Origin of the sequence: Curvibacter sp. APW13 (assembly GCF_032337135.1) — a bacterium.
Taxonomy (GTDB): domain Bacteria; phylum Pseudomonadota; class Gammaproteobacteria; order Burkholderiales; family Burkholderiaceae_C; genus Allorhodoferax.
The window spans coordinates 80,474-95,125 of the sequence record NZ_JAVXZZ010000004.1 but is presented as its reverse complement, the minus strand read 5'-3'; the positions used below and the strand labels follow the sequence as shown (position 1 = coordinate 95,125).

The following is a 14,652-nucleotide window of genomic DNA, read 5'->3' as shown; positions in this document are numbered from 1 at the left end:
GGGTGCACGGCTTGATGAATGACCGTGCATTGACTATAGCTACAGTATTTATAGCAAGAAAATTAATATTCATGCGGGGATAGTGGTGTTTTTATTGCAGTTTTAGCGAAGAGGGGATGTGGCAAGCGCCACTAGGGTAAGTCCTAGGTACGGATTCCGGTGTAGCCCTGATACTTGCATTTAGTTAAGTAGTTAACTATTTATTGCTAAATCAAATCGGAGGCGTGATGAAAATTGTCTGCATTGGCGGCGGTCCGGCGGGTTTGTATTTCGGCCTCCTGATGAAGATGCGCAACCCCGCCCACGACGTGACGGTGGTGGAGCGCAACAAGCCCTACGACACCTTTGGCTGGGGCGTGGTGTTTTCTGACGCCACCATGGACAACATGCGCCGCTGGGACCCGGTCACGGCCGACGAGATCCAGGAAGCCTTCAACCATTGGGATGACATCGAACTGCTGTTCAAGGGGCGCACCATCCGCTCCGGCGGCCACGGTTTCGTGGGTATCGGACGCAAGAAGCTGCTCAACATCCTGCAGGCGCGCTGCGAGCAGCTGGGCGTCAAGCTAGTGTTCGAGGTCGATGCCGAGTCCGACGCCGCCTACCCCGATGCCGACCTCGTGATTGCCAGCGATGGCATCAACTCGCGTATCCGCACCAAGTACCAGGACGTCTTCAAGCCCAACATCGTCACCCGCCCCAACCGCTACATCTGGCTGGGTACGCACAAGGTGTTTGATGCCTTCACCTTCGACTTCCGCCGCACCGAGCACGGCTGGTTCCAGGCCCACATCTACAAGTTCGACGATGAGACCTCCACCTTCATCGTTGAGTGTCCCGAACACGTATGGCTGGCGCACGGGCTGGACCAGGCCGATCAGGCGCAGAGCATTGCCTTCTGCGAAAGGCTGTTTGCAGAGAACCTGGGTGGCCACCAACTCATGACCAACGCACGCCACCTGCGCGGTTCGGCCTGGCTCAACTTCCAGCGCGTGGTGTGCGACCAGTGGTGGCTGAAGAACGAACACGGCAGCCACGTGGTGCTCATGGGCGACGCCGTGCACACGGCCCACTTCGCCATTGGCTCGGGCACCAAGCTGGCGCTGGAAGACGCCATCGACCTCACCGCCCTGTTCGTCGAGCACGGCGACACCGTGGACAAGATTCCTGCCGTGCTTACGGAGTACCAGGCCAAGCGCAGCATCGAGACCCTGCGCCTGCAGAACGCCGCCTGGAACGCCATGGAGTGGTTCGAGGTGTGTGGCGAGCGCTACTGCGACCAGCTGGAGCCCGAACAGTTCATGTACTCCATGCTCACCCGCAGCCAGCGCATCAGCCACGAGAACCTGCGCCTGCGCGACGCCACCTGGCTCGGCGGCTATGAAGACTGGTTTGCCCGGAAGGCCGGTGCACCCGTGGTGGGCAAAGCCCCGCCGCCCATGTTTACGCCCTACACCGTGCGCGGTGTCACGCTCAAGAACCGCGTCATGGTCTCGCCCATGGCCCAGTACTCGGCCCAGGACGGTGTGGTCGGTGACTACCACCTGGTACACCTGGGGGCCCGTGCCATGGGCGGCGCCGGTTTGGTGATGGTGGAGATGACAGCGCCCAGTCCGGACGGGCGTATCACTCCCGGATGCCCGGGGCTGTGGAACGACACGCAGCAGGCGGCCTTTGCGCACATCGTCGATTGGGTGCACGCCAACTCGGACGCCAAGATCGGCATCCAGCTCGGCCATGCCGGAGGCAAGGCCTCCACCAATGCGCCGTGGGAGGGTGCAGGCATCGACAAGCCGCTGGCCCAAGGCAACTGGCCGATCATTGCCGCCAGCGAACAGCAGTACCTGGAAGGGGTGAGCGACACCGCGCGCGCCATGACCCGCGCCGACATGGACCGCGTCAAGGCCGAATTCGTGGCGGCAGCCCAGCGCGCGGCTGCTGCGGGGTTTGACTGGCTGGAGTTCCACTGTGCCCACGGCTACCTGTTCTCGGGCTTCATCTCGCCCCTGGTCAACCACCGTACCGACGAATACGGTGGCAGCCTGGAAAACCGCCTGCGTTACCCGTTGGAAATGTTTGCCGCGTTGCGCGCCGTGTGGCCGCAGGACAAACCCATCAGCGTGCGCATCTCGGCCAGCGACTGGGTCGAGGGCGGCATCACCGCCAGCGATGCCGTGGCCATTGCCAAGGCCTTCAAGGCCGCCGGGGCCGACATGATCGACTGCTCCTCGGGCCAGGTCAGCAAGAAGGAGAAGATCACCTTCGGGCGCATGTTCCAGACGCCTTTCGCCGACCGCGTGCGCCAGGAGGCGGGCATCCCCACCATTGCCGTGGGTGCCATCAGCGAGGCCGACCATGTGAATTCCATCATCTCGGCCGGGCGGGCCGACCTGTGCGCGGTGGCACGCCCGCACCTGGCCAATCCGGCCTGGACCCTGACCGAGGCTGCGCGCATCGGCTATACCCCCATCGCCTGGCCGCAGCAGTACCGCTCGGCCAAGCCCCAGCTCGAAGCCAACTACGCCCGCGCCCAGGCGCAGGCCAGCGCCAAATGACCCAGCAGGCGGTGTCACTTTTCACCGCGCTGGCCGGACGCCATGCCGTGGTGACCGGCGGCGGCAGTGGCATCGGTGCGGCCATTGCCACCACGCTGGCGGCCCAGGGCGCACGCGTGACGGTGCTGGGGCGTCGGCTGGAAGCACTGCAGGCCGTGGTGGCTGCCCACCCGGGTGCGATGCAGGCCGTCGCGGCCGACATCACCGATGCGGCACAGGTGGATGCGGCCTTTGCCCAGGCACGCGCCCAGTTCGGCGCCATCGACATCCTGGTCAACAACGCGGGCCAGGCCCATAGCGCCCCCTTTGCCAAGACCGACCTGGCCCTGTGGCAGCAGATGCTCGACGTGAACCTCACCGGCACCTTTGTCTGCACGCAGGCGGCGCTGGGCGACATGCTGACCGCGCGCTGGGGCCGCATCGTCAACGTGGCCTCCACCGCCGGCCTGGTGGGTTACGCCTATGTGGCGGCGTATGTGGCGGCCAAGCACGGCGTCATTGGCCTGACCAAGGCGCTGGCGCTGGAAGTGGCCAAGAAGGGCATCACCGTCAACGCGGTGTGCCCCGGCTACACGGAAACCGAGATCCTGCGCGAGAGCATTGCCAACGTGGTGGCCAAGACCGGGCGCAGCGAGGAAGACGCGCGCGCCGAGTTCGCCAAGGGCAACCCGCAAGGGCGCATCGTGCAGCCCCAGGAGGTGGCCGACACCGTGGCTTGGCTGTGCCTGCCCGGCAGCGCGGCGATCCATGGGCAATCGATTGCCGTGTGCGGTGGGGAGGTGATGGCATGAGCGAAAACACAGGCGACCACAGCCGGGCCCTGCTCGATGCGGCCGATGGACTGGGCCACGAAGCCCGTGCCGACCAGACCGACCATGCGGCCCTGAAGCTGTGGCTGCGCATGCTGGCCTGTACCACGCAGATCGAGGACGAAATTCGCCGCCGCCTGCGCGCACGCTTCGACACCACGCTGCCGCGCTTTGACTACCTGGCCCAGCTCTACCGCCAGCCCGAGGGGCTGCGCATGAAGGACCTCTCCAGCTACCTCATGGTGACGGGGGCCAACGTGACCGGCCTCACCGATGAGCTGGCGCGTGACGGCCTGGTGGAGCGCATCGCCAGCGCAACCGACCGGCGCTCCTTCATCGTGGCGCTCACACCTAAGGGCCGTCAGCAGTTCGAGGCCATGGCCCAGGAACACGAGGCCTGGATCCTGGAACTGCTGGGCGTGCTGCCCGCCAAGACCATCCAGGCCCTGCACACGGAACTGGGGCGCCTGCGGGTGCACCTGCTTTCTACGTCCCAAAACCCTCTCCAAACTTCCAACCCGGAGTAGACCGGCATGACCGCACCGACCCTGACCCATACCGCGCCCAGCATCGATGCCAGCCTGCTCGCGGGCAACCGCAAGCCCCTGCGCGGCTACCAGGCCACCCACTTCCTGTGGCAGTGCGACGAGGCCGGCGTGGCCACCATCACGCTGAACCGCCCCGAGCGCAAGAACCCGCTCACCTTCGATTCCTACGCCGAACTGCGCGACCTGTTTGCGGCCCTGAAGCTCGCCCCGGACGTGCATGCCGTGGTGCTGCAGGGGGCGGGGGGCAATTTCTGCTCCGGTGGCGACGTGCACGAGATCATCGGCCCGCTGATCCATCTGCCGGCACCGGAGCTGCTCATGTTCACCCGCATGACCGGCGCGCTGGTGGCCAACATGCGGGCTTGCCCGCAGCCCATCATCGCCGCCATCGACGGCGTGTGTGCAGGGGCCGGGGCCATTTTGTCCATGGCGTCCGACCTGCGCGTGGGCACTGCCCGCAGCAAGACGGCCTTCCTGTTCAACCGCGTGGGCCTGGCCGGCTGCGACATGGGTGCCTGCGCCATGCTGCCGCGCATCATCGGCCAAGGGCGTGCCAGTGACTGGCTCTATACCGGCCGCGCCGTGCCCGGCGAAGAGGCCGAGCGCGCGGGCTTCTTCAACCGCCTGGTGGCGCCGGAAGAGCTGCTGGCCAACGCCCAGGCCTGGGCCACCGACCTGGCCACTGGCCCCAGCTTTGCCAATGGCATCACCAAGACCATGCTGCACCAGGAATGGGCCATGACCATCGAGCAGGCCATCGAGGCCGAAGCCCAGGCCCAGGCCCTGTGCATGCTCACCAATGACTACCAGCGCGCCTACCACGCCTTCGTGGCCAAGCAGCGCCCCCAGTTCGAAGGGAACTGAGCATGAGCGATACCCGTTACCTGCAGTGGCCCTTCTTCGAGCCACGCCATGCTGCCTTGGCCACCGAGCTCGATGCCTGGGCACATGCCCACATTGCACACGACCATGGCCCCAATGTGGACCAGGAGTGCCGCGACCTGGTGAAGGCCTTGGGCGCTGCCGGTTGGCTGCGCCATGCCGTGGGCGGTACCGCCCATGGTGGCGCGGTGGACGTGATCGACACCCGCGCCATCTGCCTCGTCCGCGAAACCCTGGCCCGCCATTCGGGCCTGGCCGACTTTGCATTTGCGATGCAGGGGTTGGGTTCGGGCGCCATCAGCCTGGCGGGGACCGATGCCCAGAAGCGCGCCTACCTGCCACGTGTGGCGGCCGGCGAAGCCATCGCTGCGTTTGCGCTGTCCGAGCCCGATGCCGGATCGGACGTGGCCGCCATGGCCTGCGAGGCCCGCGTGGAAGGCGACACCGTGGTGCTCAACGGGAAAAAGACTTGGATTTCCAATGGTGGCATTGCCGACTTCTATGTGGTGTTTGCGCGTACCGGGGAAGCTCCGGGGGCACGAGGCATCAGCGCCTTCATCGTCGATGCCGACACGCCCGGTTTCACCGTGCCGGAGCGCATCAACGTCATCGCCCCGCATCCGCTGGGTCTGCTGCAGTTCGACAACTGCCGCATCCCCGTGAGCCAGCGCATCGGTGCAGCGGGCGAGGGCTTCAAGGTGGCCATGCGCACGCTGGATGTGTTCCGCACCTCGGTGGCCGCCGCCGCGCTGGGCTTTGCCCGCCGGGCGCTCGACGAAGCTTTGGAGCGTGCCACCACGCGCAAGATGTTCGGTGGCGTGCTGGCGGATTTCCAGCTCACGCAGGCCAAGTTGGCCCAGATGGCCACCACCATCGACAGTGCCGCACTGCTGGTCTACCGCGCTGCCTGGCAACGTGACCGGGGCGAAAACGTGACCCGTGAAGCCGCCATGGCCAAGATGGTGGCGACCGAGGGTGCACAGCAGGTCATCGATGCCGCGGTGCAGATCTTCGGCGGCCTGGGGGTGGTGAGCGAGGTGCCGGTGGAGCGGCTCTACCGCGAGATCCGCGCCCTGCGCATCTACGAAGGTGCGACCGAAGTGCAGCAGCTCATCATCGCGCGCGAGCTGCTTAAGGACGTGAAGGTACAGCACGGCTGAAGCCGGCCCCACAAGGAGACACCACCATGGCAAGCGCCCACCTCGATACCTTCGCCCGCGACAACCTGCCGCCCCGGGACCAGTGGCCCGAGTTCGTGTTCGACCTGCCCGAGCTGCAGTTCCCTGCGCAGCTGAACTGTGCCGCGGAGCTGCTGGACCGCCATGTGCATGAAGGCCGCGGCGAGCGCCTGTGCGTGCAGGGCCCGGGCGGCGTGCGCTGGACCTACCGCGACCTGTACGAGCGCGCCAACCGCATCGCCCATGTGCTGACCACCGACATGGGCCTGGTGCCCGGCAACCGCGTGCTGCTGCATGCGCCCAACACGCCCATGATGGCAGCGTGCTGGTTCGGCATCGTCAAGGCTGGTGGCATTGCCGTGGCCACCATGCCGCTCTTGCGCGCCAAGGAGCTCAAGCAGATCCTGGAAATCGGTCGTGTGAGCCATGCCCTGTGCGACGCCGCCCTGGCCGGGGAAATGGCCGAAGCGGCGCTGGCCTCGCCGGCCTTGCGCCAGCTGCGCCACTTCAATTACGAGGGGCCGGACAGCCTGGAAGCCTGCATGGCGCGCAAGCCCACCGAGTTTGCCAATGTCGATACCGCCAGCGATGACACCTGCCTGATCGGGTTCACCAGCGGCACCACCGGCATCCCCAAGGCCACCATGCACTTCCACCGCGACGTCATGGCCATCTGCGCCTGCTGGCCGCGCTCGACGCTCCAGGCCACGGCCGACGATGTGTTCATCGGCAGCCCGCCGCTGGCCTTCACCTTCGGTCTGGGCGGGTTGGTGCTGTTTCCCCTGTCCATCGGCGCCTCCACCGTGCTGCTGGACAAGGCCGGGCCGCCGCAACTGCTCGAAGGCATCAAGGAATACGGGGCCACGGTGTGCTTCACCGCCCCCACGTCCTACCGCACGCTGGCCGCGCGGGGCCTGGAGCTGCGCAAGACAGGTTTGCGCAAGTGTGTTTCGGCCGGCGAAGCCTTGCCGGCAGCCACGCGCACGCAATGGCGCGAGGCCACCGGCATCGAACTCATCGACGGCATCGGTGCCACCGAAATGTTGCACATCTTCATCTCGGCCGACGAGGCCAGTTCCCGGCCTGGTGCCACGGGCAGGGTCATTCCCGGCTACCAGGCCCAGGTGATGGACGACAACGGCAATCCTGTGCCCCCGAGCACCGTGGGCAAGCTCGCAGTACGCGGCCCCACCGGGTGCCGCTACCTGTACGGTGACCGCCAGGGCAACTACGTGAAGAATGGCTGGAACTACACGGGTGACGCCTACCTGATGGACGCCGATGGCTACTTCCACTACCAGTCGCGCACCGATGACATGATCGTGTCCTCGGGCTACAACATTGCCAGCCCGGAGGTGGAGGACGCGCTGATGCAGCACCCCGCCGTGGCCGAATGTGCCGTGATCGGTGTGCCGGACGAGGAGCGCGGCCAGATCGTGAAGGCCTTCGTGGTGTTGCGGCCCGGACAAACGGGCGACGAAATGATGGTGAAAACGCTGCAGGACTTCGTCAAGGGCGCAATTGCCCCGTATAAATACCCCCGTGCGGTCGAATTCATCGACAAGTTGCCGCGCACCCAGACAGGCAAGTTGCAGCGCTTCAAGCTGCGCACCCCCTGATCACCCCCAGAACCACACCAGGAGACACACCATGAGTACTTTGCGTTCGTTCGTTTTCCCTTGCACGGTCCTTGCATTGGCGGCATCGCTTGCCACCCAGGCATGGGCCCAATCCAAGGAAGTCAAGGTCGGCTTGCTGTCCACGCTGTCTGGCCCCGGTGCGGCGTTGGGCGTGGACATCCGCGATGGGTTCCAGCTGGCGGTGAAGCAGAACGGCGGCAAGCTGGGCAACCTGCCGGCCACCGTGGTGGTCGCGGACGACCAGGCCAGCCCCGACGTGGGCCGCCAGACCGCCGACCGCATGGTCAAGGCCGACAAGGTGGACTTCATGACCGGCATCGTGTTCTCCAACGTCATGCTGGCCGTGGGTGCGCCCACCTTTGCCAGCAAGACCTTCTACGTGAGCGCCAATGCGGGCCCCTCGCAATACGCGGGCGAGCAGTGCAACCCCTACTTCTTCTCCGCTTCGTACCAGAACGACAACATGCACGAGACCGTGGGCAAGATCGTGACCGACAAGGGTTTCAAGCGCGTGGCGCTGATCGCCCCCAACTACCCGGCAGGCAAGGATGCGCTCAACGGCTTCAAGCGCTTCTACACCGGGCAGGTCGCCTCGGAAACCTACACGGCGCTCAACCAGCTCGACTACGGCACCGAAATCTCCAAGCTGCGCGCCGACAAGCCCGATGCGGTCTACATCTTCCTGCCCGGTGGTCTGGGCATCAACTTCATCAAGCAATTCGTGGGCGCTGGCCTGTCCAAGGACATGACCCTGTTTGGCCCGGGCTTCTCGGCCGACGAGGACGTGATCAAGGCCGTGGGGGAACCCATGCTGGGCATGTTCAACAGCTCGCAATGGGCGCACGACATGGACAACGCAGCCAACAAGCGTTTCGTGGCCGACTTCCAGAAGGAATACGGCCGCCTGCCCACCATGTATGCCGCCCAGGGCTATGACGCCGCGCGCCTGATGGACGCCGCCGTACGCGACAGCAAGGGCAAGCTTGACGACAAGGCCGCCGTGCGCAAGGCCCTGGAAGCCGCCAAATTCGACTCGGTGCGTGGCAGCTTCAAGTTCAACAAGAACCACTTCCCGATCCAGGACTACTACCTGCGCGTGATCACCAAGGATTCGCAGGGCCGCATCACCAACCGCACCTTGGGTGGCGCGGTGCTGAAGAACCATGCCGACGCCTACGTCGGCAAGTGCAACATGCCGTCCTGAAGGACTGACCCAGAACCGGAGCGCGCGCATGACTAGTGTCCTTTTGCTGGAACAGGGCCTCAATGGCCTGCAGTTCGGGCTCATGCTGTTCCTGCTGGCCGCTGGGTTGACTCTGGTGTTCGGCATCATGGACATGATCAACCTGGCCCACGGTTCGCTCTACATGATCGGCGCCTACCTGATTGCCACCGTGGCCCAGGCCAGCGGCAGCTACTGGGTGGGGTTGGTGGCCGGTGGGGTGGGTGCGGCCCTGGTAGGGGTGGTGCTGGAGCTGGTGGTGTTTCGCCACCTGTACCAGCGTGACCACCTCTCGCAGGTGCTGGCCACCTTTGCCGTGATGCTCATCTGCAATGAAACCGTGCGCATCATCTGGGGCTCGCAACCCATCAGCCTGAACCCGCCGGCCAGCCTGTCGGGTGCGGTGCAGCTGCTGCCCGACCTGTACTACCCGGCGTACCGCCTGTTCATCATTGGGGTGGGCTTGCTGGTGGCCTTTTTGCTGTACCTGCTGATCGCCCACACCCGGGTCGGCATGCGGGTGCGGGCCGGGGCATCGAACCGCGACATGGCCATGGCCATGGGCATCAATGTGCGTCGCCTGTTCTCGGCCGTGTTCGGCGTCGGTGCCGCCCTGTGCGCGGTAGCCGGCGGCATGCTGGGCCCCTTGCTGGCCGTGCAGGTGGGCATGGGCGAGAGCATCCTGATCCTGGCCTTCGTGGTCATCGTTATCGGTGGCATCGGCTCGGTGCGCGGCGCGCTCATTGGCGCGTTGCTGGTGGGCGTGATCGACACGGCCGGGCGCACCTTCATGCCCATGCTGTTCGCCTCCATGATGTCGCCCGAGGCCGCCTCGAATGCGGCACCGGCGGTGTCGTCCATCCTGATCTACGTGCTGATGGCGGTGGTGCTGACCTTCAAGCCCCGTGGCCTGTTTCCCACCCACTGACCCCGGATTGCTGTGATGACCCCTTCGACCCCTTCTGTGGCAGACCATGCCCGGCCCGCCAGTGTGCTGGACCACCCTTTGCACGGGGCCTGGGCGCTGGGCCTGCTGGCGCTGCTGGCCGCTTTCCCGTGGCTGGCCAGCGCCACCGGCAACGACTTCTACATTGCCCTGGTGGCGCGCATGCTGATCTTTGCCATGGCCGCCACCAGCCTCAACATCGTGCTCGGCTTTGGCGGCATGGTGTGTTTCGGGCAGGCGGCCTTCATCGGCGTGGGAGCCTACACGGTCTCCATCTTGCTGCAGGAAGGCGTGGCCAATGCCTGGGTGGCCTGGCCCCTGGCCGTGGGCGTGACGGCGCTCGTGGCGCTGGTGGTGGGCTTCATCAGCCTGCGCACGCAGGGGGTGCACTTCATCATGATCACCCTGGCCTTTGCGCAGATGCTGTACTACCTGATCACCTCGCTCAAGGCCTATGGCGGCGACGATGGCCTGTCGCTGCCGGGGCGCTCGGAGTTCGGCTTCGGACTCGACCTGGCCCATGACAAGACCTTCTATTACGTGACCCTGGTGTTTGCGGCCCTGTCGTTCTACGGCGTGTGGCGGCTGGTGAATGCGCGCTTTGGCCATGTGCTGCAGGCCATCCGCGAAAACGAGACGCGCGTGGTGGCCATCGGCTACTCGCCGCTGCGCTACAAGCTCAGTGCCTTCGTGCTGTCCGGCGCGCTGGCGGGCCTGTCTGGGGTGTTGCTCGCCAACCTGGGCGCGTTCGTCAGCCCGTCCATGATGCACTGGAGCCAGTCCGGCATGCTGATGATCATGGTCATCCTCGGCGGCGTGGGCTACCTGTGGGGCGGGGTACTCGGTGCGGTGGTGTTCCTGGCGCTCGAAGAGGTGCTGGGGCACTTCACCATCCATTGGCAGTTGGGGCTAGGTATCGTGCTGCTGGGCATCGTGTTCGCGGCGCCCAAGGGCTTGGCAGGATTGCTGCGCGGGGGGAACAAGGCATGACCGACACCATCCTGAAGATCGACGGCCTGGTCAAGCACTTTGGCGGCCTGGTGGCCACGGACCACGCCCACCTGGACGTGAAGGCCGGCAGCGTGCATGCGCTCATCGGGCCCAACGGGGCAGGCAAGACCACGTTGATCCACCAGATGTCGGGCGCGCTGCGCAGCGATGCGGGCCGCATTGTCTTCAACGGCACCGATGTCACCACCGTGCCCATGCATCTGCGTGCCCAGGCCGGGCTGGTGCGCTCGTACCAGATCACCAGCATATTCCGCAAGTTTTCCGTGCTGGACAACCTGGCCCTGGCGGTGCAGGCGCGCAGCGGCTCCAGCATGCGCATCTGGTCTCCGGCCAGTGCCGAGCGTGCGCGGTTTGACGAAAGCGCCGCGCTGGCGGCCCGCGTGGGGCTGGCCGGGCGCGAATACACGCTGGCCGGGTCGCTCTCGCACGGTGAGCAGCGCCAACTCGAATTGGGCATCGCGCTGGCCACACGGCCGAAATTGCTGCTGCTGGATGAGCCCATGGCCGGCATGGGGCCGGACGAATCGGCCCGCATGGTGGAGCTGCTGCTCGAACTGCGCCAGGAATCCACCCTGCTGCTGGTGGAGCACGACATGGATGCCGTGTTCAAGCTGGCCGACACCATTTCGGTGCTGGTGTTTGGCAAGGTCATCGCCAGCGGCAATGCCGACGCCATCCGCAACAACCCCGACGTCAAACGGGCCTACCTGGGCGACGAAGTCGACGCCCATTGAATGGCCAAGGCAGCACCATGAGCACTGAAACATTGCTGGAAGTCCGCCAACTAGAGTCTTCCTACGGCCCCAGCCAGATCCTCTTCGGCATGGACTTCTCCATGCGCCAGGGCGAGACCGCCACCTTGCTGGGCCGCAACGGCATGGGCAAGACCACCACGGTCAAGTCCATCCTGGGGCTGGTGCGCCCCGGTGCGGGGGAAATCCGCTTCCGCGGCGAGCGCATCGAGCGCCTGTCGCCCGACCGCATTGCGCGCATGGGCCTGGCGGTGGTGCCCGAGGGGCGGCAGATCTTCCCGGTGCTCACGGTGGAAGAGAACCTGCTGGCCTTTGCGGCCAACCGCAGCGCCAGCAGCCAGCCCTGGACGCTGGAGCGCGTGTACCACACCTTTCCGCGCCTGCAGGAGCGCCGCCGCAACATGGGCAACCAGCTCTCGGGTGGCGAGCAGCAGATGCTGGCCATTGGCCGCGCGCTCATGACGAACCCCTACCTGGTGATCCTGGACGAGGCCACTGAAGGCCTCGCACCGTTGATCCGCGAGGAGATCTGGCGCTGCCTGGGCGCCTTGCGGGCGCAGGGCCAGAGCATCGTGGTGATCGACAAGTACGTGCAAAAGCTCGTGGGTCTGGCCGACCACCACACCATCATCGAGCGGGGGCAGGTGGTCTGGCGCGGTGCCTCCAGCGAGCTGGCAGCCCAGCCCGACATCTGGCACCGCTACATCGGGGTATGAGCGTGCAGGCCAACGACGCACCTTCTGCCAGCGCATGTTTCACGGTGCAACGCCTGGTGCGCTTTTCCGACTGCGACCCGGCCGGCATGGTGTTCTACCCGCAGTACTTCGTCATGCTCAATGGCTTGGTGGAAGACTGGTTCACGCAGGCCCTGGGGGTCAACTACGCTCAGTTCCTCGGCGCGCGCCGCCTGGGCCTGCCCCTGGCCCGCTTGCAGGCCGAATTCAAGGCGCCCAGCCGCATGGGCGAGACCATTGCCCTGCAGCTGCGCCTGGCACGCCAGGGCCGGCGCTCGCTCGAACTCGACGTGGCCTGCCTGGGCGCAGGGAATGACCTGCGTTGGCAGGCCAATGTCGTCATCGTCACCACCTCGCTGGACGCGGACGCTTCGATCAACATTCCGCAAGACGTGGTGGAGGGCATCCACCGCTGGCAACAATCACAAGGAGAGCCATGATGCAAAAGATTCTTCAACCCCCCAGCTGGCCGCGCCCCCGCGGCTACGCCAACGGTGTCATGGCACGCGGCACCATGGTGTTCGTGGCCGGCATGATCGGTTGGGACGAGAACAACCAGTTTCACAGCGACGACCTGGGCGAGCAAGCCGGCCAGGCGCTGCGCAACGTGGTGGCGGTGCTGAACGAGGCCGGCGCGAAGCCTGAGCACATCGTGCGCATGACCTGGTACGTGACCGACAAGCGCGAGTACGTGGCCGCCTACCCGACCATCGGCAAGCACTTCCGCGAAATCATTGGCAGCTTCAACGCCGCCATGGCCGCGGTGCAGGTGGCGGGCCTGGTGGAAGACCGCGCCAAGGTCGAGATCGAAGTTACCGCCGTCATTCCGGACTGAGGGCACAGCATGTTCGACCCCCACAGCGAATCGCTGCGCATGGCCGTGGTCGGCACCGGCGTCATGGGCCGCGGCATTGCGCAGATTGCGGCGCAGGCCGGCGTGCACGTGCTGCTGCTGGACGCCCTGGCCGGGGCCGCCGAGCGCGCCCAGGCCACACTCGCGGGCGTGTGGGCCCAGCAGCAGGACAAGGGCCGCATGGGTGCCGAGGCGGTGGCACAGGCCAAGGCCCACATCCATGTGGCAGCGGACATGCAGGCGCTGGCCGACTGCGACCTGGTGGTCGAGGCCATTGCCGAAAACCTGGAGGCCAAGCGCCAGCTGTTTGCGGCGCTCGAAGCGGTGGTGTCGCCCCGCTGCGTGCTGGCCACCAACACCTCGTCGCTGTCGGTCACGTCCATTGCTGCGGCCTGCCAGCACCCCGGGCGTGTGGCCGGTTGGCACTTCTTCAACCCGGTGCCGCTGATGAAGATCGTGGAGGTGATCGCCGCCACGCGCACCGAGCTCTGCGTGGTGGACGCCCTGCTGGCCCTGGGCAAACGCTGCGGCCACCGCGCCGTGCGTGCGCAGGACACGCCAGGCTTCATCGTCAACCACGCCGGGCGCGGTTACGGCACCGAGGCCTTGCGCCTGCTGGGCGAGTCCGTGGCCAGCCCCCAGGTCATTGACGACGTGCTGCGCGGCCAATGCGGCTTCAAGCTCGGGCCGTTCGAGCTGTTCGACCTGGTGGGGTTGGACGTGTCCGTGCCGGTCATGGAGTCGATCTACCGCCAGTACTTCGACGAGCCCCGCTACCGCCCCTCGCCCCTGGCCGTGCAGCGCCTGCACGCGGGCCTGCTGGGCCGCAAGACCGGGCAGGGCTTCTACTGCTACCAGGACGGCACCATCGTGCGCCCTGAACTGCCGCCGCGCCCCGATGCGGCGCCAGGCCCGGTCTGGGTGAGTCAACGCCACGCTGCCTGGGGCCAGGCCTGTGCCCAGTGGTTGCGTGACATGGGTGCGCAGGTGGATACCCACACCGTGCCCACGCCGGACGCACTGTGCATCGTGCTGCCCCTGGGCGAGGACGTGACCACCGCCGCACTGGCCGAGGGCCTGGACCCGGCGCGTACCGTGGGGCTGGACTGGCTGGTGCCCCAGGACCGTTGCGCCGCAGTGTTCGCCAACCCGAGCACCTCGTCCGACACCCTGGACCGTGCTGCCGCCTTGCTGGCCCCCTGCAGCAGCGCCGTGCGGGTGCTGCGCGACAGCGCGGGCCTGGTGTCGCAGCGCGTATTGGCAACCATCGTCAACATTGGCTGTGACATTGCCCAGCAGGGCGTGGCCAGCCCGGCGGACATCGACGCGGCGGTCACGTTGGGTCTGGGCTACCCCAGGGGCCCGCTGGCGTGGGGCGATGCGCTGGGCGCATCCACGGTTCTGCAGATCCTGCAGCAGTTGCACGCCAGCAGCGGCGACCCGCGCTACCGCCCTTCACCCTGGCTACGCCGCCGTGCGGCGCTGGGCGTGTCCTTGCTGCTGCCCGATCCTGCGGTGTGAG

Annotated in this window: 14 protein-coding genes; all 14 read left to right on the top strand. The window is 66.2% G+C overall.

The genetic code is table 11. From position 1 onward, the window contains the following. Positions 1 to 227 precede the first annotated feature (227 nt). The 14 genes from RQP54_RS16190 to RQP54_RS16125 are packed head-to-tail and all read left to right on the top strand — an operon-like array spanning position 228 to position 14,651. Entirely contained in the window at positions 228 to 2,555 is a 2,328-nt protein-coding gene (locus RQP54_RS16190) for a bifunctional salicylyl-CoA 5-hydroxylase/oxidoreductase (protein ID WP_315679454.1), read from the top strand. Next, positions 2,552 to 3,346 (top strand): SDR family NAD(P)-dependent oxidoreductase, encoded by a 795-nt coding sequence (locus RQP54_RS16185; RefSeq protein ID WP_315679453.1) that lies wholly within the window; start codon positions 2,552 to 2,554, stop codon positions 3,344 to 3,346. Before RQP54_RS16190 ends, RQP54_RS16185 begins: the two co-directional genes overlap by 4 nt. Next, on the top strand, positions 3,343 to 3,891 hold the full coding sequence (locus RQP54_RS16180; RefSeq protein WP_315679452.1) for a MarR family transcriptional regulator: 549 nt from the start codon (positions 3,343 to 3,345) through the stop codon (positions 3,889 to 3,891). Before RQP54_RS16185 ends, RQP54_RS16180 begins: the two co-directional genes overlap by 4 nt. Positions 3,892 to 3,897: 6 nt before the next feature. Further along, positions 3,898 to 4,776: an enoyl-CoA hydratase family protein gene (locus tag RQP54_RS16175; protein ID WP_315679451.1), complete on the top strand. Its 879-nt coding sequence runs from the start codon at positions 3,898 to 3,900 to the stop codon at positions 4,774 to 4,776. Positions 4,777 to 4,778: 2 nt separating this feature from the next. After that, positions 4,779 to 5,954: an acyl-CoA dehydrogenase family protein gene (locus RQP54_RS16170; RefSeq protein ID WP_315679450.1), complete on the top strand. Its 1,176-nt coding sequence runs from the start codon at positions 4,779 to 4,781 to the stop codon at positions 5,952 to 5,954. A gap of 26 nt (positions 5,955 to 5,980) precedes the next feature. Then, positions 5,981 to 7,591: an AMP-binding protein gene (locus RQP54_RS16165; RefSeq protein WP_315679449.1), complete on the top strand. Its 1,611-nt coding sequence runs from the start codon at positions 5,981 to 5,983 to the stop codon at positions 7,589 to 7,591. A 31-nt stretch (positions 7,592 to 7,622) separates the two neighbouring features. Then, a complete protein-coding gene (locus RQP54_RS16160; RefSeq protein WP_315679448.1) occupies positions 7,623 to 8,816 on the top strand; it encodes an ABC transporter substrate-binding protein in 1,194 nt (397 codons plus the stop codon). 28 nt (positions 8,817 to 8,844) lie between these two features. Further along, entirely contained in the window at positions 8,845 to 9,762 is a 918-nt protein-coding gene (locus tag RQP54_RS16155; protein WP_315679447.1) for a branched-chain amino acid ABC transporter permease, read from the top strand. Positions 9,763 to 9,777: 15 nt separating this feature from the next. After that, positions 9,778 to 10,770 (top strand): branched-chain amino acid ABC transporter permease, encoded by a 993-nt coding sequence (locus RQP54_RS16150; protein WP_315679446.1) that lies wholly within the window; start codon positions 9,778 to 9,780, stop codon positions 10,768 to 10,770. Next, a complete protein-coding gene (locus RQP54_RS16145; RefSeq protein ID WP_315679445.1) occupies positions 10,767 to 11,525 on the top strand; it encodes an ABC transporter ATP-binding protein in 759 nt (252 codons plus the stop codon). Before RQP54_RS16150 ends, RQP54_RS16145 begins: the two co-directional genes overlap by 4 nt. Positions 11,526 to 11,542: 17 nt before the next feature. Next, positions 11,543 to 12,259 (top strand): ABC transporter ATP-binding protein, encoded by a 717-nt coding sequence (locus RQP54_RS16140; protein ID WP_315679444.1) that lies wholly within the window; start codon positions 11,543 to 11,545, stop codon positions 12,257 to 12,259. Beyond that, on the top strand, positions 12,256 to 12,717 hold the full coding sequence (locus RQP54_RS16135) for an acyl-CoA thioesterase (protein WP_315679442.1): 462 nt from the start codon (positions 12,256 to 12,258) through the stop codon (positions 12,715 to 12,717). The genes RQP54_RS16140 and RQP54_RS16135 overlap by 4 nt, the downstream gene beginning before the upstream one ends. Then, positions 12,717 to 13,112, top strand: a complete 396-nt coding sequence (locus RQP54_RS16130) for a RidA family protein (protein ID WP_315679441.1) — start codon at positions 12,717 to 12,719, stop codon at positions 13,110 to 13,112. Before RQP54_RS16135 ends, RQP54_RS16130 begins: the two co-directional genes overlap by 1 nt. A 9-nt stretch (positions 13,113 to 13,121) precedes the next feature. Further along, a complete protein-coding gene (locus tag RQP54_RS16125; RefSeq protein WP_315679440.1) occupies positions 13,122 to 14,651 on the top strand; it encodes a 3-hydroxyacyl-CoA dehydrogenase in 1,530 nt (509 codons plus the stop codon). Position 14,652: the final 1 nt, after the last annotated feature.

Coding starts and splice junctions, on each gene's coding strand:
- RQP54_RS16155 (WP_315679447.1), top strand. CDS start 8,845: ATGACTAGTGTCCTTTTGCTGGAACAGGGCCTCAATGGCCTGCAGTTC.
- RQP54_RS16145 (WP_315679445.1), top strand. CDS start 10,767: ATGACCGACACCATCCTGAAGATCGACGGCCTGGTCAAGCACTTTGGC.
- RQP54_RS16140 (WP_315679444.1), top strand. CDS start 11,543: ATGAGCACTGAAACATTGCTGGAAGTCCGCCAACTAGAGTCTTCCTAC.
- RQP54_RS16135 (WP_315679442.1), top strand. CDS start 12,256: ATGAGCGTGCAGGCCAACGACGCACCTTCTGCCAGCGCATGTTTCACG.
- RQP54_RS16130 (WP_315679441.1), top strand. CDS start 12,717: ATGCAAAAGATTCTTCAACCCCCCAGCTGGCCGCGCCCCCGCGGCTAC.
- RQP54_RS16190 (WP_315679454.1), top strand. CDS start 228: ATGAAAATTGTCTGCATTGGCGGCGGTCCGGCGGGTTTGTATTTCGGC.
- RQP54_RS16165 (WP_315679449.1), top strand. CDS start 5,981: ATGGCAAGCGCCCACCTCGATACCTTCGCCCGCGACAACCTGCCGCCC.
- RQP54_RS16175 (WP_315679451.1), top strand. CDS start 3,898: ATGACCGCACCGACCCTGACCCATACCGCGCCCAGCATCGATGCCAGC.
- RQP54_RS16160 (WP_315679448.1), top strand. CDS start 7,623: ATGAGTACTTTGCGTTCGTTCGTTTTCCCTTGCACGGTCCTTGCATTG.
- RQP54_RS16180 (WP_315679452.1), top strand. CDS start 3,343: ATGAGCGAAAACACAGGCGACCACAGCCGGGCCCTGCTCGATGCGGCC.
- RQP54_RS16170 (WP_315679450.1), top strand. CDS start 4,779: ATGAGCGATACCCGTTACCTGCAGTGGCCCTTCTTCGAGCCACGCCAT.
- RQP54_RS16150 (WP_315679446.1), top strand. CDS start 9,778: ATGACCCCTTCGACCCCTTCTGTGGCAGACCATGCCCGGCCCGCCAGT.
- RQP54_RS16125 (WP_315679440.1), top strand. CDS start 13,122: ATGTTCGACCCCCACAGCGAATCGCTGCGCATGGCCGTGGTCGGCACC.
- RQP54_RS16185 (WP_315679453.1), top strand. CDS start 2,552: ATGACCCAGCAGGCGGTGTCACTTTTCACCGCGCTGGCCGGACGCCAT.